Raw genomic sequence first — 25,730 nt, forward strand, 5'->3', positions numbered from 1 at the left:
AACCGCTACAGAGAGATCCTGTGGCGGTTTTTTGTCGTAATGAGATGTTGTAACGTAGCCTAAGTATTTAGGCCTCAATGTTAATGTGGCAAGGAACAGATTACTCAATAATTTGCATAATCGCTGACCGGCACATGCTGCTCCAGCCATTTCTCGACTTCAGCCGTTTTCTCATACTTCGATTCTTTCACCACATCCATAAAGGCATCCAGTTTGTCGAGGAATTCGCTATCGACAGATGCAAGACGCTGCAAGACGCCATTGTAACCTCTTTGAGCATTCGCCACCATTTTGTTCGTGTCATAATCAAACAGCGGTGTGTTATTCAGCCCATAAAAAGTATACAGGGTATAACTGTTTAACAGATTATGCACCTGCTTGACCCGATTTGATTTCGGATAGAGTTCCAAAAATTTTTCCTGGCTGAGTGCTCGAAGGAGAATTTCCTGATAGCCAATGATTAGAGCTCCGTCATCCGCAGGCAATTTTTTCGTTTCCTTCGTCATGATACTGATATAGCTTGAGATATCTGCTGTAATATCAGATGAATATTTCACGAATGCCGCATAATTCATTATGGGATAGAGGGAGCCTTCGAGCATGACGAGGCGGTAGCCACTGTCACGGGCTTCTTTTAGCAGTGCACGCAAATCGGAGTCCTGGGTACGCTCCATGAGTTTGGTGAAGCTATCGTTCATCTTGTATGCCTTGATCATCTTGTCCTGAACGTTAGGAACGAGCAGGCGGTCCGTCATGGCACTCAGCGCCATCAGGCGAGCATTCTCCAATTGAAGCACCATCAGGGTGGCGTGATGTTTTGTTACTTTTTTGATATGAGATTCGAGATAAATGTCCGCGGCAGGCAGGCCGTTTTTTTTGTAGAGCATGGATTGAAATGTTTGATATATGGTTGTTGAACTGGCAGTTGTGACTTTGGAATCTGTACTGGAAGGAGCGGCAGAAGCAACTCCGGATAATGGAACGACAGTCGATTGGATCAGCATGAGGACGGCGGTTGCTGTAATGAAGGTACGCATGCCTTTACGTTTGGCAGATTGGAACGATGATGTCATAGATATGAACCTCCCGTAGTTAAGAAAATGATAGGCGTTGTTCACTAGTCACTATACATTAACGCAATTGGGGCAGGATGAGGTTGCGGAATAGTGACAAATTCTTCTGTTATTTTTAACTTTTGGAGGGTGGAAGATAGAGGAAGATTTCTGCGAAAATATTTTTTGTACAACTGGAAACTTTTGAGCTGATCTGAACGTCTTAGTTGTGCACAGGTAAATACAGGAATGAATGAAAAGAACAACGAATCTATTTCGGTGTTAACTACATGCGAGAATGGGGATATGGGATATGAGGAAAGCGGGAGGAACACAAGTGAAGAAGGTAATGTCAGCGCTGGCTGTATCGGCCATGCTGATGTCCGCACTTCCAACGTCGGTTATGGATGCAGCTGCGAGGATCAGCATATATATTAATGATGCAGAGTTATCATCTGCTCAGGCACCTGTGATGAAAGGTGGACGTGTACTGGTTCCGCTGCGGTCGATTTTTGAAGGATTGGATGCGAAGGTACAGTACACAAACAGAACCAAAACGATTGTTGCAACTCGCGACGATCAGGAAGTTACATTGACACTCGGTTCCAAAACGGCATACATCAACGGGGAAGCGATATCGCTGGATGTACCTGCAAACACGATTAAGGGCAACACGATGGTTCCGATTCGTTTTGTCAGTGAAGCTTTTGGAGAGAAAGTATTCTGGAACTCGCGTAATCAGCGTGTAGATATCAAGACAACGGCAACGCCACCAGTGGATGAGACACAATATGCTGCATGGAACATCTATGGTTCGGTATCTGGAAGTAACGGGGATGGTCGTGACCTGACCGTGAGCTTCACACGTCCAACGTCGGAGAAGGCGGTCTCTGCTTACCGGATTATGTTGGTGAAAACACGCGATGTGAATACCTTCACGGAGTCGGCAGCATCGGCCGTACCTTCTGCGAACTATACATCTGTAACACCGAATGGCAGCAACCCGAAACTGACGCTTAATGCACAGACGCGTGACGTAAACGGGGATTTGCTCAATAGCAATGAAACGTATCGCCTGTATGTACTGACTGTTGGTAACAGCAGCAATAATTATAAAAATGCATTGAACTGGTCTTCCCAGGCATTGAAGCTCAATATTGTGAAATCCACAGTACAGGCAGTTACAAGTCTGCGTGCCGCAGATATTAGTGACTATGGGAATGGCCGCGATCTGGAGATCAATTTCACACAGCCGAGCACGACATCGAACATTACGTATTATCGTGCATTTGTTGTTAAAGCGAAGGACTCTTCTGCATTCAATCTGGCTGCAGCGAATAAAGTGTCCAGTGCAAACTCCACGATTATATACAAAGGCAACACCGCTGCGGTCAAAAGCCAGCTGACTTCTTCGACACGGGACACGTCCGGCGAATTGATCAAGAGCGGTACTGCATATGTAGTATACATCTTGTCTGTAAGCACAAATACAACAACAGACAGCAAGCTGTCCGCGGCATCCTCTTCACTTACATTGTCCGTGAACACAGCAACTTCTCCGGTAATTACGCAGGTGAGAGACAACTCGGATTATGGAGATGGTCGTGACATTCAAGTGAGTTTCAACCGTTCATCAGATGAGTCCAAGGTAGCGAACTATCGCGTCTTCGTGGTGCGCAACTCGGTTGCCAGCAGCTTCAATCTGACGACAGCAAGCAATCTGTCCTCCAGTCTGTATTATACGGTGAACAAAACAGGCAACAACATTACAACGACATTGCCTTCATCCATGAAGGATACAAGTGGTTATAACGTAACGAATCTGCAAGATTATCGCATCTACGTAATGGCAGTGGGCAATCAGCAAAATGGATACACCAATGCGCTGTCAGCTTCCTCCACTGTGCTGAGACTTACAACGAACGGTAATGCGGGAGTTATCAGCAACCTGGCTGTTGCGGATATTAGTGACTACGGTGATGGTCGTGATCTGCGGGTTTCGTTCAACAAAGCTGCGGATGAATCCAGAATCTCTGCCTACCGTGTATATGTCGTTCGTTCCGCTAATGTGGGCAGCTTTACGTTGAGCGCAGCTAATGCGTCAAGCAACTACACACAGGTGAACAAAACGGGTGGTAACCTGTCCTTTACGCTTCCGAACTATGCGGTAGACACTAATGGTTACACGATTACCAATAACGTTGCTTATCGGGTATTCGTGCTGTCGGTGAATAACAACGGAAACTCCAGTCAGAATGCGTTGTCTGGTTACTCTTCCCAAATTACGCTGACACAGAACGCGGCTATAACGGCTCCGAGCAATGTGGGTGCAACGGATATTGGTGATAACGGAGATGGCCGTGATTTGCGTGTGACATTTAATAAATCCGCGGATGAGACGAATGTGAATCATTATCGGGTGTTTGTGGTGAAAGCGGGCAGCACGTTTAATCTGAACATAGCGAATGGTGTGAGCAGCGCGTATTACAGAACCGTCAGTAAAACAGGAGTTAATCAGACTGTTACTTTAACAAGTAGCTCAAGAACAGTGGATAACGAACCGATTCGTAATGATGTGGCCTACCAAGTATATGTGATGGCCGTGAATAACAATGCTTCTCTGGCAAATGCATTGTCATCGCCTTCCGTCGCAATCACATTATCCTCGAATGTCACTGTAGCAGCGGTGAGCAAATTAGAAGCGACTGTTAAAGATGCATCGCAAGCCTCAGGCAATGTAACTGATGTAACAGTTACATTTACGAAGCCTAGTACCGATACTGGCATTAAGCGGTATGTGCTAATGGTTGTACCTGCCTCAACGGCATTTGATCTGAATGCGGCCAAAACAACTGCAAATTCAAGTTTTGCAACAGTTGTTAATACTAGTCCTACAGACTTGCCGCTTTCATTGAAGGACAGTAATGGCGTTGATATCAAAGCAGGAGTTTCATACAAGGTATATATACTATCGGAATCATCAGATAGTAAGCGGGAATCCAATTTGGCATCTTCCCCTGTTTTCACGATTAACGCCAAAAAGCAGGCACCAACACCTGTTGAGAAGGTAACGGGTGTAAATGCAACGGTAACTGATAATTCCATCAATGTAAGTTTCACTAAGCCGACTAATGAGGCAGGCATTGCTCGTTACGATGTGTACATTGTTAAAGAAGGGGGCGGTACAGGTACTTCTGGTACAGTTCTAGCCACAGTAATTACGGGTACTGCTCCATGGACAGCAACAGTGGGTATTACAGCTAAGGATTCAGATAATGTAGATTTTGGAGCAGGAAAATACCGGGTTTTGGTAGTCGCAGTGGCGAGTGACACATCGTTAAATACATCCGTCACTTCTGAAGGGACTTTGACCATTCCGCCATCTTCTTCTGGTACTGATCAGGGAGCCGAAAATACAGGTACATCCTCTAATCAGGATACCGATGCAAGTGCCTCTGGTGGTAGTGGTATTTAAGTATCAGCTTGAGATACCTCATAAAACAAATAAATTTTAATACTTGGATGCATAATCTGGATAAGTGACAGAGGTAGTGAAGGGCACGGAATCGATTCTGAAGAAGCGTCAGCGTTCGCCTTTGTCTCCGAATTACTACCTTTTACAGGTTAATCAAGAAATTTGGAGACAACAGCGATCGCAAGAACGATCCGTGACCGGAACGGCCACTCAGAGAAGCGCAATCTATTTTTGGTAAAGTAACATGTTAACTCCCTTTCCAATAGAGAAGGGGAGTTTTTTTATTACCATATTGAAAATCTTGTCGCCAAAAAGGTTCCTTAGACCATTGCTGCAATAGGACAACCCGATAGATAATAGAAGGAATAAGCTAGAAGCCTATGAGCCGAAAGGAATGATGGAATGCTTGCGTTTCGTTTGACGGGCCAGCCGGATTCCCGGTTGCCACTGTACCTGTATTGTGTGGGCACGCAGGAAGCGAAAGTTCTGCATAGACCGGATGGATTTCCGGTGTATCAGTTGTTTTTGTCACGGGGTGGTGAAGGGCAGTTCAGGATTCCGGGAAAAGGGACGTGGACGATGGGAGCAGGGCAGTTATTCATCGTGGAACCCGAGGTTGCGCATGAGTATGTGCCTCATTCCAAATCCAAAGAAGAACTTGGTTATATCGGTATTGGCGGTGCATCTGCTGGATCGGTACTTCATAGCGCAGGTTTGCTTCAGAACGAGCCGTATTCCATCTCCAGTTTTGAATTCATCTGGTCGCGGTTAGCAGATCTCTGGCACGCGCTGGATCAAGGAGCAACGGAGATGTGGAACACATCAACTCTGATCTACCAGCTCATTTTGGATATAGCACAATCAAAAATTGCATCGGATGTCGGTCGTGTGGATATTGGATCATCTATGGTGCAGGAGGAGATAGTAACACGTTCGAATCGGGAGTCCGATATGGGCAAGGATGCACTCGTCCGGGCAGTAGCATTGATGCATACGCATTATCAGGATGACCTGTTATTGAGGCATGTCGCTGACGCAGTGGGTTATTCGGTGCAGCATCTCAATCGATTGTTTCATCATCATTATGGCGTGACAGGACATCAATATATGCAGCGATTGCGGTTGCAGAAGGCTTCGGACTGGTTGAACAAGCATCCAAGTGCAAGCGTGCGAGAGGCGGCAGAGAACATCGGCATGGAAGTGAACTATTTTATCCGGATGTTCAAGCGGGAGTTTGGAGAAACACCAGGCAAAGGAATCAAACATCGGCACCAGCTCCAAATGGAAAAAGACCTCACGAATTCGTAAGGCCCCTTAATCCATGATATAACGTGTTATGCTGTTTTCTTTTGTCCGAATAAGGGCCTTAACGTTGCAAGCCCCACAATGCCGATCACTGCACTCACCCATGGAGCTAGTGCAAATACCGGAAGTTTATCACGGAGCGGATACCCAACAAACAGCACGAGTACCACGACCACGATGTAGATGATGATTCCCCGAATATTGAGCTTAGGTACCTTATTTCTGTCGGCTCCTTCATCGTCTGGACGCTCAGCAAGGCGGCGGAGCATCTCTACCAATGCGATTCCGCCAACGGCGGCTACGATTAAGGAGAATAGGCTGATGTGTTGGAACGCTTCCGTATCTCCGCCAGTCCAACCTACGAATAATCCCGCACATCCTTGGATTAACATGACAAAAGACAACGCCGCCCAAGCGATCATGCCATACCACTTCGGTGTCCGTTTCGCTGGCTCGGCATTCTCCGTTGGCTGTGGTTCTGCAACGTTGGCTTTCTTTTTCGATGAAGCTGATGGACTATTGCCACGGGTTGGAGTGGATGTACCCACCTCAGTGGCAGCCGTCTTCTTCGGTGCTGTATCTGTTATCCCGAGCTGTGCATGGATGTCTTGTTCCAGATCAGGTCCGTATAGCTCGCGTGCGGGTTTGTTATCCCGCTGAGCCTGCACGATTGCTTTTCCTGCGGAGAGAATCCATTCTTCCTGTGTTCTCTCGTCCGCTGGTGCATGACGCGCAATGGTGCTGATCTCGTCATACAATTTCACATGTTCAGGTGTCATACGACTCATCTCGGTTATTTGCCGATTCTGTATTTCTTTCAGTTTCTTATAGGAAATCCCCAATGATTGCTCCCCCTGTCTACACACGTTCTGATCTTCCAGTTATCTGAAGACCCTGACGGTATTTTAGTATACGGGAAGGGCTCTCGTTTCGCAAAGTCATTCCTTATTAAAAAGCTGCTCATGGTTGGCCCAGATGCCCACACAGGCAAGAATGACACAGGTGCATAACAGTACCAGTTTACCGTGATGTTGAATCCATTCCAATAAATGTTCCATGAATTCATTCCTTTCGGCAGAAGGATTCCGAGGCATATGCTGCCAATGATTGTTCGTTTATTTTCCCCCATTCATGTGAAAAAATACCTCAGGCATCACAGATCTAACGATTGTGTGAAGTATGCATAAAGAGCAGCCAATTCCATCACAATAGTAGCATTTCCAACAGAAATCCAAGATTGGAGTGTTGTTATGGACAAACAAACAGATTTGACGCGTAAGCTGCTACTGAACAGCAACTCCCGTGGAGTTGTGGACGAGGTTGTATCCTTTGAGGAGAATCTGGAGGACACGGAGTATGCAGAAGAACTGACAGATGGGAATTTGAGGGGAAGAAGTTTCTGGGACAACAGTGATTCGGGTCATGAGCATGAGTGGAATGGACGGGTGGAGACCCACGAGATGTTCCGCAGAAGCTACGAATAACGATCCTGCAACCCTTGGTTTGAATTCCAAAAAGATAAAAGATATCCGGGCCAGCTGTCATCAGCATGGCTCATTTTTTTGCGCTTATCATCCGATAAAATGAAGACTAGCATTCAACGTAGAAAGGGTTCTTCCTTACGTTGACTTGCAGGTTACGGGATGATAATATATGAATAACATCTTAATACACACTAAACTTATCGGATTATATATATTTAATAAATGAAACATAACAGGCTAAGCGTAGAAAGGGGAAATCGGTATGGAACGTCAGATCAGTATCCGTCATGGACAGGAAGAATTAACAGCCACGATTCACTATCCGGTTGTGAAAGATATCAAGGAGGAGAAGAGTCAGCAGCGCGTACCTTTGGCAGTCATCTGCCACGGTTTCGTGGGTAGTCGGATCGGTGTGGACCGTTTGTTTGTAAAGACTGCCCGTGAGCTGGCTGAAGACGGTTATCTGGTTCTGCGTTTCGATTATATCGGTTGCGGAGAGAGCAGTGGGGAGTATGGAGCGGAGGGACTGGAGTCCATGGTGCTGCAGACACGCTCGGTGCTGGATTACGCGGTGAATTGCAGTGATGTAGATCCTACACGCGTAACGCTGATTGGTCATAGTCTGGGTGGTGCCGTTGCATTACTAACAGCTGTGCGCGACAAACGTGTCAAGAATCTGGTGATGTGGTCCTCCGTGGGTTATCCATTCAATGATATCGTGAAGATTACGGGACGGGAAGTCTACGATGAAGGCGTGAAACTGGGTGCGGCTGATTATCTTGGATACAAATTCACACCTACCTTCTTCGAATCTCTCGCTGAACATCAACCATTCCAGGAAGCAGTCAAGTTTAGTGGTGATGTTCTCGTCATGCATGGCACGTCAGATGAGATTATTCCTGTAGATTACGCATTCCTGTATCAAAAGGTATTCTGGATGCGTCAGGAAGGGCGTTGCGACAAGGAGATCATCTTCCAGGGCGATCATACCTTCTCTTCAGGTAAAGAGCGGGAACAGCTAATTACGCGTACCAGAGAGTGGCTGGGTGAACGTCAGAAGATCGAGCAGGATTGGCAGCACTGGATGATATAAATGGCAGGATTGCAACGGTTTGGGGATGTCAGCTTGGAAAAGCGCCTTCTTAGGGGTAAAATAGAAGAGTAAGCATTCTATCCGTGTCTGGAGGTTGGCAGCAATGACATTACCCGCACTTTTCATTGCGCATGGTTCTCCCGCTCTGGCGGTGGAGAGCAATGACTACACTCACTTCTTGAACCAGCTTGGAGACAGGCTGCCGGCTCCGAAAGCCATTGTCGTATTTACGGCACATTGGGATTGTCCTGAACCGTCCGTGACGATGGATGATACACATCAGACCTTGCATGACTTTTATGGATTTCCTTCTACGATGTATACGATGGAATACCCTGCATCCGGGCAGCCAGATCTGGCGAACGAGATATGTGCTTTGTTCACCCGTAGCAATCTTGCACATCAGCCGATTCGAGGCCGAGGATTGGATCATGGCGTATGGGTACCGTTGCTCCATATGTATCCCGAAGCGAATATCCCTGTGATTGCTGTATCTGTAGACTCGCTGCGTACGCCGCAGGAACAGTATGATATTGGCCGAATGCTGGAACAGCTGCGTCATGATGATGTGCTGATCATTGGCAGCGGTGGAACGGTTCACAATTTACGTATGTTGGGCGATACGGATGAACCGCAGGAGTGGGCGGTGGAATTTGATAACTGGATTGGGGATCGCTTGGAGCAGTGGAACACAAGAGAACTGTTTCAATATGAGAAAAAAGCCCCTCATGCACGTACGGCAGTGCCGTCGTATGGGACAGAACACCTTGCGCCTTTGTTCTACGCGATGGGTACAGCGGATATGTCCCGATCAGCGAAGCGTCTATTCCAGTCTTACCCTTATGGAACGCTCAGTTTGAACTGCTGGCAGTTTGGAGACGGCGTGTAACTTGGAACAGACAACAGCCTGAATATGGTGTCAGAAACCAGTTGGGTACGGATAACATGTGTTAATGTATACCATCACAATATATAAATAAAAGAAGGTTCCTTTAGACCCTTGATGGGCTAAAGGAACCTTTTTTCAATACGAGGACTTATGCATGCAATGGATCTTTATTTGCGAATTTCGAACAATTCACAGTCTGTACGCGAATGATAAGCTAGTTCACTGACACTGGATTGTACAACTACGGTATTGCTGTCAAAACGGATAATAATGCCACCCGAGTCAATCTGGTGATTATCTTTAAAAACTCGAACCTTATACTTCATATTCATGGCTTCCTGGAAGTCTGCATCGGTCTCAAGACGTCGCTGGGTCGGCATATCGTGTACTCCTTTAAAGTTCAACTTTATGTTCATCATAATATGATTTTCTGTGGATGGGCAAGTCAGTCAGGACATTCAGGATATCTTGAAAAGCAAAAAGCCCTGCTCTCCGGGGGATGGAGAGCAGGGCGGCAGCGTTGTTGATTATTGTTTAAGCTGTTTTATGAGTTGGGCTAATCGTTGGTGTGTCTTTTGGGTGATTACCTTTGTTACGAGTGATCAATCCGCGAAGGTAAGGCAGTACCCAGTGATCCAGACCGATTTTACCTGCATTTGCACCAGCAACTACTAGGAAGATTTGCATCAGAACCAGTTGAGCGTTCGTGCTTACTGTACCCGAGAAGAGGAACGCGAAGTTCATCACGAGAGCCATCAGCGCAGCCAGTGTTGTGAAGCATCCGAGAATGAGTCCTACACCTACAAGGAATTCACCAAGCGGAATGATGAAGTCGAACAATCCTGCGTTTGGTACTGCGAATTTCTCAAGGAACGTTCCCCACCATGCTTGAACTGTTGGATTTTCACCCGTTGCTTTACCGACTGCCCCGGCGAGGAACCCGCCAGCTTGGAATCCGCCAGTCAATTTGCCCCATCCGTGAGTCATCCAATCGTAACCGATATACACCCGAAGTACTGTCAAAATCCACATTGCCACTTTGTTTTCTCTAAGCCATTGGTTGAAGCTGAACATATGAACCACTCCTTCATGGAATCTAGTGTGTGTTGTTTTTGTTTTTTCTAAGTGATCACCTTTGATGTCTTTATTGTATAGTCCAAAAGTCGTTTTGTTTGTGATTAAAATCACAATCTAGTTCAAATTTTAAGTAAGGTTTGAGAAGTTCACATTTAGGACATATTTTTCTCGCTATTCACTGTTTCAAATGTGAATTTCACGCTGTATCAAGGCCTTCAGGGCGCAGACAAATCGGATGGGGTGTGATTAAATGGAAAGAAATACGTGAAATGGTTGCCCACATGAGACATATATCACAACTTAGAACCAGGCCATATCGTTCAGGAGGTCCTATATTGAAGCTTTTTAAATGGAACAAAGCAGCATCGGCTGCATCTCTGTTTATCCTCTCATTAAGTCTTGTTGCTTGCCAAAACCAGGAGGCGGCTCAGATGCCACTTCAGCCAGAACCGACACCTGCACCTGTACAAGAAGAACAGACTGTGGAGGAGTCCAACACGTCTCTCTATACAGCACCTCTTACAGGTCTGCCTGTAGATGAAGCGATTACGCGTCGACCACTCGCCGTCATGATTAATAATGCACCAGCGGCTCGGCCACAATCGGGTTTAAGTTCAGCCGATATCATTCTTGAAGTCCTCGCAGAGGGAGGCATTACCCGGTTTATAGCCATCTTCCAGAGTGAAGGCGGTGCTGAGACGGTTGGACCTGTTCGCAGTATACGTCCATATCTGATTGAGCTTGGCGAGAGTTATGATGGGGTGCTTGTTCATGCCGGAGGCAGTCCGGAGGCATATTCCATTTTGCAAAGGCAGCAGAAACAGCATATGGATGAAATCTCGAATGGTGGACCTTACTTCTGGCGTTCCAAGGATCGTAAAGCGCCACACAATCTGTATACTTCAGCGGACAAGTTAAGAGAAGGGGCAGACATCAAGGGTTATAGCCATGAGTTTAAATCTCCCGTATATATCTATAACGAAGAAGGCGCGACTTCCGCAGGAGAGGCAGTGAAGCAATTCGACATCCATTATTTATTGGATAGTTACCGGGTGACGTATGATTATGATGAAGTTAGCGGACGATATATGAGAATGGTGAATGGTAAGGCAGATCAGGATCTGGATAATGGGACTGCACTTGGCGCAGCGAATATCATTGTGGCAGGTGCAGATCACAAGGTGCTCGATAGTGTAGGTCGGTTGTCCGTCAATTTGGAACAGGGCGGGGAAGCCATGTTGTTCCAGAAGGGCAAAATGATTCGTGGGCAGTGGGTGAAGAAACAGGGGGATATTATCCGGTTTGTTCAGGATGGCAGTGAAGTGGCTCTTGTGCCGGGTAAAACCTTTATCAACATTGTTCCCAATCAACCGGAATTCTCCAGTCATGTGAAGCTGGCTGTGCAGCAATGAAGGATGTAATGAAAGAATACAATGAAACAGGTATGCATTTTGTTATCGAAAAGGCGTTATATTGTATCTTAGCGTGAAAAATAGAATCGTGTCGATTCTGTCTTTGGATGTCGAATTGTAAACGCAGTGTAAAATCTTGACTTGAATTTACCATTATTCCAAATAATTAAGATTCATTTCAGATTAATGTGATAAGAATATAAAAAAGGATCACACCTTTTGTACAAACCATGAAACAAATATGATAAGATATCAAAGGTTGTCATTTCATGTTTCATCGGTTATCGGCAATTTTTTCCGTAAAGGGGATAGGGCTATGAAGCTTAAGAAGAAGAAGGATATATTTTTTGAGACACTGGAGAACATGGCAGATACGGTTGTTCAAGCGGCAGATTATTTCTCCCAGCATGTTTCCAACCTTCAGGATGTGACTCTTTTTGCCAATGAAATGAAGAAGTACGAGTCCCAATGTGATGACTATGTGCACACAATCATTACGGAACTCAACAAAACGTTTATCACGCCGATCGAACGCGATGATATTATGGAGCTGACAACAACACTTGATGACGTATTGGACGGACTCGAAGCAACGGCTTCCCGTTTCTATATGTACCAACTGACGGATCCTGACGAATATATCGTGCAATTTGCTGAAATTTTGCGCCAATCGGCTTACGAAATTCAGAAGGCTATTCATTTGCTGTCTCAGAAAAAATTGCTGGCGATTCGTGAGTACACGATTCGATTGAATGATCTGGAAAATCAGGGTGATGAAGTGTTGCGCATGTGTATCAAGAACCTTTTCGCTACCGTTCCTGATCCGATTGAATTGATCAAACGTAAGGAAATTTACGAACGTCTTGAGACAACAACGGATGCTTGTGAACACGTAGCAAATGTGCTCGAATCCATCATCATGCGTAATTCTTAAGGAGCCAGAGAATAATGGAAACAACGATTTGGGTATTAGGTATAGTCGTCTTCCTTGCACTGGCGTTTGACTTCATCAACGGTTTTCACGACACGGCCAATGCCATTGCTACTTCAGTATCGACACGGGCACTAACGCCACGTCGCGCGATCCTTTTGGCAGCGGTAATGAACTTTGTCGGTGCGATGATGTTTACAGGCGTCGCGAAGACGATTGGGGGGAGTGTAACCGACCCCACCACGCTAGATAACGGGATCGAGGTCGTCATAGTCACCTTGATCGCTGCGATTATCTGGAACCTGGTTACATGGTGGTTTGGTATTCCGTCTTCTTCATCACACGCATTGATTGGAGCCCTTGCTGGTGCCGTGCTCGTTGGCGCAGGTTCCGATAAAGTGAAGTGGAGCGGGTTCATTGATATTGTCGGAGGTTTGCTATTATCACCTCTAATCGCATTTGCCATCGGTTATGTGGTCATGACGATTCTCAAATACATTTTTGCCAAACGCAGTCCGCATAACGTGAATAAAGGTTTCCGTACGGTACAGATTTTCACGGCAGCACTGCAAGCTTTCACACATGGTACGAATGATGCACAGAAAGCGATGGGTATTATTACGTTTGCTTTGGTTGCAGCAGGTGTACAAGATCATCTGGAAGTGCCGCTGTGGGTTAAAATCTCAGCAGCAACCGCGATGGCTCTGGGTACATCCATTGGTGGTTGGAAAATCATCAAAACGATGGGTACCAAAATCTTTAAAATTGAACCGATTAACGGTTTTGCCGCCGATCTGTCAGCTGCTTCCGTTATTTTCACAGCAACGTTGCTTCACCTTCCAGTTAGTACAACGCACGCGATCACATCAGCTATTCTGGGTGTGGGTTCCGCAAAACGTTTCTCTGCTGTGAAATGGGGACTTGCTGGACGTATCATTATTACGTGGTTCATTACGATTCCAATTACTGCTGGACTGGCAGGATTGCTGTACTGGATTATTTTCTAAAAAGAGAAGTGATCCCGTACGAATCCGGGGTTACCAGACAAACTGTTCATAACTGTGTGAATATCGGGATATGTGGACAATTATACAACCAAAATCAAGAGACGCCTGTGCATGAACGTGTGGACAGGCTGGATATGTGGATAGCCATCCGTGGAATGATAAACCAAAAGAAGATATTCCTGTGGATACAGGGAACTGTGGATAGGGAAATGAGAGAAGCCAACAGGGTTGGCTTTTTTTGTTGTCGAGTTTGTAGGTGTCTGTGGATATTTGGGGACACGTGGGAGACGTGTCTATGGTTAACGTTGTACAATGATCTAAAGATACAGGACAAGGACGTGGTCTGATTTATGATTCGTACACTCGCCATTACACGAGAACATCAAGTCTCCGTGAACGTACCGCTTACACAGCTGGATCTGAACGATTACGCCTGGGTATGGGCGGATTTTAACCAGCCAACGGAAGAGGAAAGCCGTTTGCTGGATACATATTTTCATTTTCACCCCTTAGCTATTGAGGACTGCCTGCATGTGTTGCAGCGGCCAAAGCTTGATTATTATGAAAATCTGCAGTTTCTTGTACTGCATGCACTGAACCCGTCCACACTGGAAGCCGAGGAGGTTGACTTGTTTCTCGGAGCGAACTTCCTTGTATCCTTTCATCATGGTGTACTGGAGGAAGTGGATGAAGCGTGGGAGCGATTATTGCACCATGCACATGAACGTACGATCTGGGCGCGAGGTCCAGTGGCAGCGGCCTATACGGTGATGGACAAGCTGGTCGATCATTATTTTCCGTCCCTATTTGCCATCGAGGATGAACTGGCTGAACTGGAGAACCGGGGTGGACAAGAGTCCGTTGAAGACCTGATGAATCAGGTGTTTGACTTGCGAAGCCGATTGCTGAAGCTCAGAAGAACGGTCGTACCGATGCGGGATCTGCTCTATCGAGTGGTGAACTCCCAGCATGTGCAGCGAACAGGCGAACATACGGCTTATTTTACCGATATCTATGACCATTTATTGAAGCTGACGGACATGATTGAAGCCGATCGGGAGATGACGGCCGACCTACGCGACAGTTATATTTCCCTGAACTCCAACCGGATGAATCAGATCATGAAGACACTTACGGTGATTACGACTGTATTTATGCCACTCACGCTGATCGCGGGTATTTATGGCATGAACTTTGCCTATATGCCTGAGCTTCAATGGAAGTTTGGGTATGGGGCGGTGCTGCTGTTGATGTTTGTGCTTGGCGGAAGTATGGTGGCCTGGTTTGTGAAGCGCGGATGGTTTAAGTAGAACGTGCTACATTTGGATAGCGGTGAGGGTAGGTAAGAGGAATTGCAGTTAGAATTACATATAAAAAAGGCCACTGGGTCATGATCTCGGGCAGAAATAACTGTAGGGAGATGATGTTTGCCAGGTGGCCTTTCTGATGCTGCTATAGATATGCTAGAAATATTCTATCCACATGTGAATAAGTATTTCTTTGGAGTGAGATGTGTATAACTTACGATTGCTTCCTGTTACTCCATTTCAAGAACAAAAGAAGTTGTTGCTGCCGCTTGACCATTCACTACAATCGTTAGCGTATGTAATCCGGCATAGTATTTTCTCGTTGTAATGATTTTGAACGACTGTTTGGTGGCTACCTTGGTTCTGCCTGTCGGATACATTTTATCAGAGCATTTGAATCGTTTGGGAGCCTGCTTGCCGTTTGCCTTCATATAACCCATCTCATATTCAATTCGCAGCATCTGTGACTCACCACTCTCATTAACAACATCAAATGAAAAATGAAGATCCTCGCCAATGGCAATCGTATCTTGTACAAGCTGAAGCTGCTCAATGTGAATTGAATCCTGCTCGTTATAACCAAAAAGACTTAGTGCTTTGGGATGTCCTTTCTTCAGTAAGGACCTGCTGGCATGCCGGACAATCCAATCTGTGTGGGCATGTTGTCCATACCAGGTGGTGGCCAGATCCAGGACCAGTTCGGGGTGGTCTTTGGAGATGTCATTCAGATGATTGGCAACACTTTTGCGCACATAGAGGGACTCGTCCTGTTTCAATGCGTGCAGAATCGGAAGTACAGGTGTTGGATCAGTGATAAAGTTCTGAAGTTTGGCGCCCCATGGCAAACGTGGCCTACTGCCCTCACTGGCAAGTCTGCGGATATGCTCATTGTGGCTATCTGCCCACGCCATCATATGTTTCATCGTTTGCATGGGATAACGTTCAATAAACGGGCGTACCGCAAACTCGGAGCTGGAATAAGGTGTGAAGAGGGTCAGATACTTCATGGATAATTCGTAATCCTCCGGCTCAAGTCCGTTCACTTCGATAAAATCCGGTACAAACAGATATTCAACACCTCTCATATTCGGAGCCGCTTGTTCGATAATATGTAACGCTTCTTCATAATTATTGGGCAGCACTTCGGTCAACGCTAGTGTGATTCGGCGAATGCGCCCTTTGAATTCCAACTGTTCCCAGCCTTCAGCGAAAACCAATTCATGAAATAGATGTGTATCCAGCTCTGGGTAGAATTGATGCAACAGTTCGCCTGTCCGATCGATTAGTGCGGGCGTGTATTTGTCTTTGAAAAGTTCCATGGTCCGCCTCCTTTAGTTACTATCCAGTATACCTCAAAGTTGCAAAAATAAGAACATAGGTTCCTGGGATTTTATGTGTGTAGTGATGAACGCGGTTAAGGCACCCACCTTCTGTATGGGGGTGCCTGGATGAGTTTAACGTTTGCGACTTTTGGGACGGCGCTTCGTGGAATTGGATTTGCGGCGGACTGGAGTTGTGTTGCGACGACGTGGAGTGCTCGTTTGTTTATTCGTCCGCTTGCGCTTCCGTCTCCGGGGCGGCGTATATTCTTCATAGTCTGCGTCAGCCGCGCTGTTATTACTTTTACCTTTTCCAAAAGGCAGAATGCCCATAACGAGTTTCATCATCGGAGCCATCTGCTGGATGCCGCCGACGACCTTCTGCATTTTGCCTATTCCACTCATGATTCCATCGATACCGCCGAAACGGTCGATCATTCCTTTTAACTCACCGATGTTAGCTAATGAAAAGCCTGAACTGCCAGAAGCAGGTGTCGGTACTGGAGCTGGGGCAACAACCTGTGCTGCACCTCCGTATAAGTTCCCTCCAGCTACACCTTGCCCATAGGGTACGACTGCAGATGCTTCGACTTCACCGAAGCCCGGGTAATGGGGCTCTACTCCAGGGTACATCGGTTGAACCTGAGTTTCATTTAAAGACCGCTGAACCATACCGGGCGGCACATAGGCAGAAGTATGTGCCTGCCGATGTGCATGAGAAGACGGTCGGTGCCCTTGTGCTGGCTGGCGGTGATAATAATGCTGTGGCATGAACGATCACGTTCCTTCTATTGGATTTCGGAATTGCGTTCCACAAGTTTCATGACAGTATACATCATATGCGGTAGTGGAACTCCCTTTTGTTATACTGTATGTCATTCGCGGAGAGACGGCGTAGGCGGGTATCCCGGAAAACGGGATATTTGCGGATTTGGGCGCATGGCATGATGGCAGGTTGTCAAAGAGTAAAATGTAGTTTAGACACAAAATTGTCACAATTTAGCGGGTTAAAATCCTACATAAGTAATCGGATATATACAGGTGAAAACTGGGAAATAGCGGGGTAATTTCATCTGATGTGCGCGAGAGAAGGACAATAGTACCTTTTGTAAGCGGTAACATGTATTTTTATTCTGTAGTGCGTGAAATCGGTAACGCTTGAAATACCAACTCAGTGTGAGTACAATGTAGGTACACAGTAACCGCTAGGGGATGATGATGAAATGCAGCTGAAAAAGCTAAATGATAAAAGCATTGAACAACTATTTGAGGCTATTTTGACGTTAAAAGATATTGAAGAGTGTTATGTTTTCTTTGATGACCTCTGCACAGTAAACGAGATCCAATCCATGTCCCAACGGCTGGAAGTGGCTCGTATGTTGGGTAAAGGCAATACGTATAACCAGATTGAAGCAGAGACAGGTGCGAGCACTGCTACAATCTCACGTGTCAAACGCTGCCTGAATTACGGAAATGATGGTTATAAAATGACGCTGGAACGCCTGGGACGCTAACATGAAGAAGCCGGGCGTACTCATCATCAGTCACGGTTCACAGGAGCAGACCTGGGTGGAATCCGTCGATGACGCGATCTCCCGGTTGAATCTGCCTATTCCATTGCCAGTTGAAGCTGGTTTTCTTGAACTAGTGGAAGGACGCTTAATCCAGGACGGTATCGACCGACTGGAAGCACAAGGCGTAACCGATATTCTGGTCGTACCTCTATTTGTTTCATCCGGGAGTACACATGTGGATGAAATTGAATATGCCATTGGTGCAAAGGAAACACCTGATCGCGAAACGGATCTGGAACCGTTCCATGTCAAGGCTCGGGTTCACTTCGGTTATCCAGTAGATAACGATCCGGATATTGCCGTTATGGTGTGGGATAAGGTCAAGTCACTCTCGCAGCAGCCTGAGCAGGAAACGATTCTGCTGGTGGGACATGGGAGTATTCATGATGGTTTTCGCGAGCGTTGGGAAGCCGGAATCTCTTCTCTTGCAGAGCTTGTGCAGGAAGTTAGTGGTGTAGCCCATACGGATTATGCGTTGTTGAATCCGGAGAGTGTGTATGACAAAGTGAAGTACTGGAGCGAAGAGCGGGGGAACCGGGTTATTGTGGCGCCGCTGTTTTTGAGTGCCGGTTACTTCACGAGGAACGTAATCCCGGACCGATTGAAGGAACTGGATTATGAGTATAGTGGTGAGACGCTGTTGCCTCACCCACTGCTTGGGCAGTGGCTGGAGCGCCAGATCCAGATTTTGTTGGAGAGATGTAATGAGGTTGGGGCTTCTTCTTGAAGTATATCAAAACCACGTCCAAGGACGTGGTTTTTTTGTTTGTTGTAGACCACTCGACCACTCAAACGAGGGCCCAGGTTACCCACTTATGGGAGCGTGCAAATTCAGATGTAGTTCCAGTAGATCTATTAATTGGTCAACGATCTCCTCGGCCGGATAAGGCATGGCATTCATAATCCACCACTCCAGGAGGCCTACAGCAGCGGAAGCAAGAAACTGTATGGTAATCTCTTTTTTCATACCTTCCTGGATGCCACAGGCATCCATCTGATCCTGTACTCCCTGGACCAACAATGTCATCAACTTACTACGGAATGCCGGAATACCTTTTTTGGTTAGAAGTGTAGTATAGGTAGAGGCATACTGTTCCAGATAACGGAAAGTTCTGAGCAGCGCATCCTTGGCCGTAACAGGTGTTGTAGTAGAGCTTTCGATCATGCAGGCATCCAACAACTTTTGCAAATAGGTCTCAATGCATTGATCCAACAGGTCGAACTTGTCAGCGTAATGCAAATAGATGGTTCCTCGGTTTACGTTAGCCCGATCAGCAATATCGTTTATCGTAATTTGCTCGAAATCCTGTTCCTCCAGTAACCCGACAAAAGCTTCGATTATCGCCTTTCGTGTCTTGAGTACTCGTCTGTCCATGGCCCCTCCTATAGGTGGTTTTTCAACAATAAGGAAACATTCGTTGATTATTCAACAAAAGCGGATATTTTAACGATTGAAGCATAGTAGGTGCTTTGTTACTCTTATTTTATCAACAAATGTTGATAAAACAACGATTATTCATAAAATATGAAATTGAGGGATAACCAATGAAAATATTAGTGTATGGTGCGGGGATTCTGGGGAGTCAACTGGCGCACGTCCTGGTACGCGGTGGCAATGATGTCACTGTTCTGGCTAGAGGGAAGCGGGCAGAGGAGCTGGAGAAGGATGGAGTCGTCATCCGGCATATGTTTCAATTCAAAACGACAGTTGATCCGGTTCGGGTCACCAGAACGTTGGAGGTGGATGACCAATATGATCTGATTTTTGTTGTGATGAAATATAATGATTTTCCTTCAATATTACCTATTCTGGCAGACAATCAGAGCAGCAATATTGTAATCGTAGGTAACAACGCAGATGCACGAAGCATGCAAAACTTTTTGGAGGCAAACAGCAAGGTGGCAAAACAGATCGCGTTTGGATTCCACGTAAGTGGAGGGAAGCGTGAAAAAGATCGCATGTTATCGATCGGTGGAGGCAGCGGACAAATGGTGATTGGCAGTCTGGACGGTGATATCAAATTTAAACCTTTGCTGGATCAAGCTTTCCAACATGTGAAATACAAGTTGAATGTTCTAAGAGATATTGATGCCTGGTTGAAAAGCCATATTGTGCCCATTCTGATGCTGAATGCAGTGAGCTTTAATGAGAAGTTTGAGTTGATCAAGTTGGACGGGAACAGAAAGCAAATTCATCATATGATTAGGGCGATGGATGAGGGCTTCAGCGTACTTGAGGCAATGGGCATAACGATTATACCGGAGATTCAGGCTAAAATGATTCGTAAGCATCAACGGACGTTGTACCTTCTGTTGAAGATCTACAGTGTGCTTCCAATCCATAAGCTGATTGCGGGTTCTTTTGGAGAGATTGAGGCACTAAATAATGTATTTAACGATTGGAAAAAGACAACAGGCACCCCGACACCCCATTGGGACGTGCTGAAAAGAGATTTTACTCCCCTTAAATAAAGTGTACTCTTGCTCATTAACCCAATACCGACTACAATAAAACCAACTAATAAAATAGGAATAAGGTGATATTTTGATGCGGGAAGTGCCCATGCGCTATGTGAAAGCGAATCAGGTCGGTATTGTGTTGTTTGTTTTACTTTCTTTTGTGTTCAATCCACTTGTAGTTCTGGGCGCGCTGTGGAGCATTCAGGTGGTTGGTCTGGCTTCCGGTGGCAAGCTTAATCTGTTTGTGCAAATTGGGAAAGTTGTGTTAACCGATAAAGGGACAGAAACGCAGGCGGTGGAGCTGCAGCGATTCAATAATATTCTGGCTGTGCTCTTCCTGTCTCTGGCGATCATTTCATTTTCACTCGGCTGGACGGTCGCAGGTTATCTATTTGCTGTGATGCTTCTTGCAGCTGCAAGTGCCGCCCTGGTGGGCTATTGTGTGGGCTGCACCGTATACTTCTGGTACAAACAATTGCGAGCAGGCAGAAAAATTGGATTTTGAGGTGGCCGAAGTGAGACGAAGATACGATGACGAGAACGCCCGATACTTCGAGTAAAGAGAGCTATACTCCGAGGAGTTTTCTTGCGGCAAGTATCAGCTGAACCTATAGCGATCGTGATACGATCACTTCATCATGAAATCCCCTTCAAGTGAACCGTTCACTTGAAGGGGATTTTTTTACTTAAACCAAGCCTTGTTCAGATTGTTCGTGAAATTGTTATCGTTAAAAGGTACGTTGGCGCTGCCAAAGTCCGTAGTATTAAGCGCATTTCGTGCCGCAGAAGTCAGGTCGTCCCATCCGATTAAAGGTTGTGTTCCCCCAACAGTGTTAGTAACACCAAGTTCATGGTTTAGCGGCCAGGTGCTATTATAGGAAATTAACGGATGGTTACCTTGTGTATTGGTATTGCTCGGTGAGACGTTGGTGAACTGGCCGTGACCGGAATACGCGATGGAGAGGATCTGGGGGTTGGCCACTGCTGGATTATCCACCCACACGACGATGCCTTCCCAATCATGACGATGGCCGAGTCCGGGGGAAGGGGAGTCTTTGGGGAAATACCACGAATACATGATAGCCCACACCCCATTATGCCATGCCGAGCGTGAGTAGATCTGCCCTGTACTTGAGCTACAGTTTCCATTCGATGACCCGGACGTATTCAAGCCAGCACTGGTATTGCCCTGTTGATCCACTGCGGGGAAAGGTACACAACCATGATAGACTTTGAGAAAAGGCTGAAAACGCTTGGCTGCTTGTTGTGTCACGGTAACGGGTGAGAGTTCCTGAAATCCGACAACCTGATCATGATTAATCTCCGCTGCTTCAACAACGGTGACCCAAGGGACACATGCCATAAGAAAGGCTAGGAGCATTAACACAATTTTTTTCATTCCTAATTCTCCTTCGCTGATAAGGTGTGATGCTGGGGGAGGGTGCACTAAGACTATAGTGTAAAAAGGTTTATATTATTTATCTTTTTATCTTAAGATTTGTAAATTTGTAGTATATCCATGTCATAATCAGATGAAGGTATCGAAACCGAAGACTAATTCCTGTGCAAGCGGGCAGAATGGTTGAATAATGAGACTATTTTACATAAAAGGCAGTGGGAAAGATTCAGGACTGGTGCAGGATGTTTATTGGGTATTAGATGGATTAGTGGGTACATATATGAAAAAATATACTTATAGATTATAGGCTAGGACATCTTTACATTTGATGATATGATAGGAGTTAAAGGCTTTGGAATGAGACGGAATTCCTGATGCATAGATATAGGTAAGACGAAAGATTAGAGCAGAATGAACGGAAGTTCATTGTTGTGTTAAAGTTTTGCCCTTTTGTGGACTGATGCAAGGTAAGATTATGAGGTCGTATAGACTCATGGATAATGTGGAATAGGTGGCGTATGAGATGAAAAAAGCTCGCTTAATATATAATCCGACCTCAGGCCGGGAAGAAATGAAGAAACGTCTGGCTGATATTTTGCAGCGTTTGGATCAAGGTGGTATTGAAGCTTCATGTCATGCAACAACAGGTGAAGGTGATGCAACCCGCGAAGCTGAACTCGCGATTGAACGCGGCTATGACATGATTATTGCTGCTGGTGGCGATGGTACATTATACGAAGTCATTAACGGTATGGCTGAGCGGGAGAACCGTCCTCCACTGGGTGTGTTTCCTTTGGGAACAACGAATGATTTTGCGCGTGCACTCGGCATTCCGAGACAGTGGGAAGATTACGTGGATCTGGTCATTAACCAACAGCTTCGTCCGCTCGATCTGGGCAAAGCGAATGATAAATATTTTATCAACATCGCCGGTGGCGGATCATTAACTGAACTGACCTATGAAGTACCGAGTCGTCTGAAAACGATGATTGGGCAACTGGCCTATTATATGAAGGGTATTGAGAAAATGGCGAGCCTGTCTCCTCAGGAGCTGATTATTCGCGCCGACGGTCAGGAAGAGATTCATGATGAATTCATGTTATTCCTCATCGCCAATACCAATTCGGTCGGGGGCTTCGAAAAGTTGGCTCCAGGTGCAACCATTGACGATGGTCTGTTCGATGTGATCGGTGTCCGTAAATGTAATCTGGCTGACATGATCCGACTCGTCACGCTCGCGCTGCGTGGGGAGCATCTGAACGACAAGAAAGTGGTTCATTTCCAGACGAGTCATATGGAAGTTACCTCGCCAGGCTATGTGCAACTGAACCTTGATGGAGAGTTGGGAGGCACGCTGCCAGCCACATTTACGAACCTCAAGCATCATCTGCAATTGTATCGTTAAAAATGTGGGTGCTGGGGGCAGTGTGGGGCTTGAGAAAAGCAACGTTGATCGCCTCAGAAAAGCTATGAAGCTGCAGCGGTGGTTGCACAGTATCGCATAACTGTTGAGAAGAGTTGAATTCAGCTTTGCGGTAAGGCGAGATGGAATTGGATTTTCCAGTTGCTGTGTACGGTGGGATCGCGTATAATCTCATGTGGTCACCGTGAGGTGAGCTTAACGAACTCAGAAAGCCTTAATGTGACGAATTCACCGAAGTTGCGAATTTAACGAATCTCAACGTTGTTATTTTGGAGAAAATGATCTAATAAGGTCGTAAAACACCATCTGAGGTTGATATAACGTTTCTGAAGTTCATTAGAATTCGGAACGTTATTTTTGATGTGAATAAGGTATGCCAGATTCGTTAGAATCAGGAACAAAATGAAAAATGAGATTTTTCCCTCGCCTGCACAGGCAGGGTACTATATAAGAAGAAAGAAGTGAATGTACGTTGTCTAATACGAACCGCAGCGGTCGTGGAAAAAACCGCCGGAATTCGGCTGCCTCTCAGGGGCAAGGGAACGCTTCGGCGTCCCGTCAGCCAAGTCAATCATCTCGTCAATCATCACGTCAGCAAGGAAAAGAGGTGCGGCCACAAGGCGCATCTCTTTCTGCCATTCGTCCAAAGGGGAGAGCGCGTGAATCTGCACCAATCGAAGGGCTGCCCGTTAGCAAAAATGAAGAGACCGTCATCGACATCATTGGTATGAACCATGACGGTGAGGGCGTAGGTCGTGCGAATGGATATACGCTCTTCGTGCAGGGTGCGCTTCCAGGTGAAACTGTGCGTGTGCGCGTGATGAAAACCAAGAAGCAGTATGGCTACGCCAAGTTACTGGAGATCGTGAACGCCAGCCCGGATCGTGTGTCCGCGCCTTGCCCGATCTATGATCAGTGCGGAGGCTGCCAGATCCAGCATATGAGCTATGCCGGACAGCTTGCGTGGAAACGCCAGTTGGTCGTAGATAATTTGCAGCGGATTGGCAAGTTGAACGTGATGGTGGAGGATGCAGAGACGTTGGCATCCAACGTGCAGGATGACGCTTCAGTTGGTGATGCGAATCAGACAACTGGACTGGCTACTTCTGAAGTGCAGATGATCGGCAGCAATCGTATTCGACTTCGCCTTGAAGGTGTCATGAACGGAGAAGATACGGAGCAGGGCATTCGTGTACTGCCTACGATGGGTATGGACAAGCCATGGCGCTATCGGAATAAAGCACAGGTGCCAATTGGTGTGACCGAGGGTGGCCTGGTAGGAGGATTTTATGCCAAAGGAAGCCATCGGATCATCGATATGGAGAGCTGTCTTATTCAGCATGAGCACAATGACGAAGTGGTTGCGAAGGTGAAAGAGATCGGCAGTCATTTTGGAATCAGTGCATATAACGAAGAGACAGGTCGCGGCCTGCTGCGCCATGTGGTTGTGAAGAAGGCGTTCCGTACAGGCGAGATGATGCTTGTACTGGTTACCAATGGTCGAGATATTCCGTACAAAGACGAATGGATTGGCGGTATCCGTGAAGCGATTCCGCATGTGGCGAGCATCTGCCAGAACGTGAACAAAAAACAGACCAACGTCATTTTTGGCGATGAGACCCGAGTACTGTGGGGCCGTGATGTAATTTATGATTATATCGGTGATGTACAGTTTGCGATCTCGGCGCGTTCGTTCTATCAGGTGAATCCGGTGCAGACGGAAGTACTGTATGGGAAGACGGTAGAATATGCCGGACTGAGCGGCAAAGAGACGGTAATTGATGCCTATTGCGGCATTGGAACGATTTCTCTTTTCCTCGCACAACATGCGGATCAAGTGTACGGGGTAGAGATTGTACCTGAAGCGATTGAGGATGCTCGCAGCAATGCACTCTTGAACGAGATGCGTAACGTGAAGTTTGAAGTTGGCGCATCCGAGGACGTTATTCCACGCTGGAAAGAACAAGGCATCGAAGCAGACGTCATCGTTGTCGATCCGCCGCGTAAGGGCTGCGACCCACGTTTACTCGATACCATCCTGGAGATGAAGCCGGAACGCGTGGTTTACGTGAGTTGTAATCCGAGTACGCTGGCACGTGATCTACGTGTGCTGGAGGATGGCGGGTATCGCACGGTTGAGGTAACGCCAGTGGATATGTTCCCACACACGGTGCATGTGGAGTCGGTGGCGATGCTCAAATGGAAGGGGCAGGATTAATTCCTACGCCTCTCGTTGTTCCAACTTCCTTATGAATTGAGGATTGGAAATATGTAATGTATGGCTTTGATTGAACCGTCTTGCTTTATATAGGCACGGAGTTGTTCTTCCGTGTCTTTTTTGTACCCTATAATACTAGAGACAACCAGATGACAATGGAATTCCAGAGGGCATCAACGGGCTTTTTGAAACTGTTGACAATTGGCATATATGTAATTATATTTAATATATCAGGCACTTGGTGCTGTAAAACTACTAGTGTAAACGCTACCAAGCAAAACTTTACGCAATATAGTTCAATTCCG

23 protein-coding genes are annotated in these 25,730 nt (G+C 46.3%); 15 read left to right on the plus strand and 8 right to left on the minus strand.

Going from position 1 to position 25,730, the window contains the following annotated elements; all coding sequences use genetic code 11:
* Positions 1 to 104: 104 nt before the first annotated feature.
* Positions 105 to 1,073 carry a hypothetical protein gene (locus MKZ12_RS03745; RefSeq protein ID WP_339258792.1) on the minus strand — a complete coding sequence of 323 codons (969 nt, stop codon included), beginning with the start codon at positions 1,071 to 1,073 and terminating at the stop codon, positions 105 to 107.
* Positions 1,074 to 1,389: 316 nt separating this feature from the next.
* On the opposite strand from MKZ12_RS03745, the gene MKZ12_RS03750 reads away from it, so the two are divergent.
* Both MKZ12_RS03750 and MKZ12_RS03755 read left to right on the plus strand, forming a co-directional pair.
* On the plus strand, positions 1,390 to 4,527 hold the full coding sequence (locus MKZ12_RS03750; RefSeq protein WP_339258793.1) for a copper amine oxidase N-terminal domain-containing protein: 3,138 nt from the start codon (positions 1,390 to 1,392) through the stop codon (positions 4,525 to 4,527).
* Positions 4,528 to 4,929: 402 nt separating this feature from the next.
* Positions 4,930 to 5,835 (plus strand): AraC family transcriptional regulator, encoded by a 906-nt coding sequence (locus MKZ12_RS03755; protein ID WP_339258795.1) that lies wholly within the window; start codon positions 4,930 to 4,932, stop codon positions 5,833 to 5,835.
* A 26-nt stretch (positions 5,836 to 5,861) separates the two neighbouring features.
* Here the strand turns inward: MKZ12_RS03755 and MKZ12_RS03760 are convergent, their stop codons facing one another.
* A complete protein-coding gene (locus MKZ12_RS03760; RefSeq protein WP_339258796.1) occupies positions 5,862 to 6,674 on the minus strand; it encodes a hypothetical protein in 813 nt (270 codons plus the stop codon).
* A gap of 408 nt (positions 6,675 to 7,082) precedes the next feature.
* Here MKZ12_RS03760 and MKZ12_RS03765 point away from each other — a divergent pair, with 408 nt between their 5' ends.
* The 3 genes from MKZ12_RS03765 (at position 7,083) to MKZ12_RS03775 (ending at position 9,298) form a co-directional block, all read left to right on the plus strand.
* Entirely contained in the window at positions 7,083 to 7,316 is a 234-nt protein-coding gene (locus MKZ12_RS03765) for a hypothetical protein (RefSeq protein WP_133387380.1), read from the plus strand.
* 262 nt (positions 7,317 to 7,578) lie between these two features.
* Positions 7,579 to 8,409, plus strand: a complete 831-nt coding sequence (locus MKZ12_RS03770; RefSeq protein WP_339239500.1) for an alpha/beta fold hydrolase — start codon at positions 7,579 to 7,581, stop codon at positions 8,407 to 8,409.
* Positions 8,410 to 8,512: 103 nt separating this feature from the next.
* Complete coding sequence (locus MKZ12_RS03775; protein ID WP_339258797.1) at positions 8,513 to 9,298, plus strand: class III extradiol ring-cleavage dioxygenase; 786 nt, start codon at positions 8,513 to 8,515, stop codon at positions 9,296 to 9,298.
* A 167-nt stretch (positions 9,299 to 9,465) separates the two neighbouring features.
* Here the strand turns inward: MKZ12_RS03775 and MKZ12_RS03780 are convergent, their stop codons facing one another.
* A complete protein-coding gene (locus MKZ12_RS03780; RefSeq protein ID WP_017690673.1) occupies positions 9,466 to 9,678 on the minus strand; it encodes a hypothetical protein in 213 nt (70 codons plus the stop codon).
* Positions 9,679 to 9,832: 154 nt separating this feature from the next.
* Positions 9,833 to 10,372 carry a DoxX family protein gene (locus MKZ12_RS03785; RefSeq protein WP_339239503.1) on the minus strand — a complete coding sequence of 180 codons (540 nt, stop codon included), beginning with the start codon at positions 10,370 to 10,372 and terminating at the stop codon, positions 9,833 to 9,835.
* 338 nt (positions 10,373 to 10,710) lie between these two features.
* Between MKZ12_RS03785 and MKZ12_RS03790 the strand changes: the two genes are divergently transcribed.
* The 4 genes from MKZ12_RS03790 to corA all read left to right on the plus strand — a co-directional run bounded on the left by MKZ12_RS03790 (position 10,711) and on the right by corA (position 15,035).
* Positions 10,711 to 11,787: a DUF3048 domain-containing protein gene (locus tag MKZ12_RS03790; protein WP_339258799.1), complete on the plus strand. Its 1,077-nt coding sequence runs from the start codon at positions 10,711 to 10,713 to the stop codon at positions 11,785 to 11,787.
* 316 nt (positions 11,788 to 12,103) lie between these two features.
* Positions 12,104 to 12,721, plus strand: a complete 618-nt coding sequence (locus MKZ12_RS03795; protein ID WP_062836231.1) for a DUF47 family protein — start codon at positions 12,104 to 12,106, stop codon at positions 12,719 to 12,721.
* Positions 12,722 to 12,735: 14 nt separating this feature from the next.
* Positions 12,736 to 13,725, plus strand: coding sequence for an inorganic phosphate transporter (locus MKZ12_RS03800; RefSeq protein WP_062836232.1), 990 nt, complete (start codon positions 12,736 to 12,738; stop codon positions 13,723 to 13,725).
* A gap of 350 nt (positions 13,726 to 14,075) precedes the next feature.
* Positions 14,076 to 15,035 (plus strand): magnesium/cobalt transporter CorA, encoded by a 960-nt coding sequence (gene corA, locus MKZ12_RS03805; RefSeq protein WP_076333421.1) that lies wholly within the window; start codon positions 14,076 to 14,078, stop codon positions 15,033 to 15,035.
* 227 nt (positions 15,036 to 15,262) lie between these two features.
* Here corA and MKZ12_RS03810 read toward each other — a convergent pair whose 3' ends face one another.
* Together MKZ12_RS03810 and MKZ12_RS03815 are read right to left on the minus strand one after the other, a co-directional pair.
* Positions 15,263 to 16,351 (minus strand): DNA alkylation repair protein, encoded by a 1,089-nt coding sequence (locus tag MKZ12_RS03810; RefSeq protein WP_339258801.1) that lies wholly within the window; start codon positions 16,349 to 16,351, stop codon positions 15,263 to 15,265.
* 135 nt (positions 16,352 to 16,486) lie between these two features.
* A complete protein-coding gene (locus MKZ12_RS03815) occupies positions 16,487 to 17,122 on the minus strand; it encodes a tyrosine protein kinase (protein ID WP_339258803.1) in 636 nt (211 codons plus the stop codon).
* Between the two features lie 452 nt (positions 17,123 to 17,574).
* On the opposite strand from MKZ12_RS03815, the gene MKZ12_RS03820 reads away from it, so the two are divergent.
* Positions 17,575 to 17,865 carry a YerC/YecD family TrpR-related protein gene (locus MKZ12_RS03820; RefSeq protein ID WP_017690665.1) on the plus strand — a complete coding sequence of 97 codons (291 nt, stop codon included), beginning with the start codon at positions 17,575 to 17,577 and terminating at the stop codon, positions 17,863 to 17,865.
* Position 17,866: 1 nt separating this feature from the next.
* Positions 17,867 to 18,652: a CbiX/SirB N-terminal domain-containing protein gene (locus MKZ12_RS03825; RefSeq protein WP_339239507.1), complete on the plus strand. Its 786-nt coding sequence runs from the start codon at positions 17,867 to 17,869 to the stop codon at positions 18,650 to 18,652.
* 78 nt (positions 18,653 to 18,730) lie between these two features.
* Here MKZ12_RS03825 and MKZ12_RS03830 read toward each other — a convergent pair whose 3' ends face one another.
* Positions 18,731 to 19,300, minus strand: a complete 570-nt coding sequence (locus MKZ12_RS03830) for a TetR/AcrR family transcriptional regulator (RefSeq protein ID WP_339258804.1) — start codon at positions 19,298 to 19,300, stop codon at positions 18,731 to 18,733.
* Positions 19,301 to 19,470: 170 nt separating this feature from the next.
* Here MKZ12_RS03830 and MKZ12_RS03835 point away from each other — a divergent pair, with 170 nt between their 5' ends.
* On the plus strand, positions 19,471 to 20,397 hold the full coding sequence (locus MKZ12_RS03835; protein ID WP_339258806.1) for a 2-dehydropantoate 2-reductase N-terminal domain-containing protein: 927 nt from the start codon (positions 19,471 to 19,473) through the stop codon (positions 20,395 to 20,397).
* Positions 20,398 to 20,473: 76 nt separating this feature from the next.
* Positions 20,474 to 20,890, plus strand: coding sequence for a DUF4395 domain-containing protein (locus MKZ12_RS03840; RefSeq protein WP_339258807.1), 417 nt, complete (start codon positions 20,474 to 20,476; stop codon positions 20,888 to 20,890).
* 177 nt (positions 20,891 to 21,067) lie between these two features.
* On the opposite strand, the gene MKZ12_RS03845 is transcribed toward MKZ12_RS03840, so the two are convergent.
* The gene (locus tag MKZ12_RS03845; protein ID WP_339258809.1) at positions 21,068 to 21,784 is read right to left on the minus strand and encodes an NPP1 family protein; all 717 of its coding nucleotides are present in this window, start codon (positions 21,782 to 21,784) and stop codon (positions 21,068 to 21,070) included.
* Between the two features lie 523 nt (positions 21,785 to 22,307).
* Between MKZ12_RS03845 and MKZ12_RS03850 the strand changes: the two genes are divergently transcribed.
* Positions 22,308 to 23,189, plus strand: a complete 882-nt coding sequence (locus MKZ12_RS03850) for a diacylglycerol kinase (RefSeq protein WP_074093499.1) — start codon at positions 22,308 to 22,310, stop codon at positions 23,187 to 23,189.
* Between the two features lie 490 nt (positions 23,190 to 23,679).
* On the plus strand, positions 23,680 to 25,425 hold the full coding sequence (gene rlmD, locus MKZ12_RS03855; RefSeq protein ID WP_339258812.1) for a 23S rRNA (uracil(1939)-C(5))-methyltransferase RlmD: 1,746 nt from the start codon (positions 23,680 to 23,682) through the stop codon (positions 25,423 to 25,425).
* Positions 25,426 to 25,730: the final 305 nt, after the last annotated feature.

Source organism: Paenibacillus sp. FSL R5-0713 (genome assembly GCF_037973325.1).
GTDB lineage: Bacteria > Bacillota > Bacilli > Paenibacillales > Paenibacillaceae > Paenibacillus.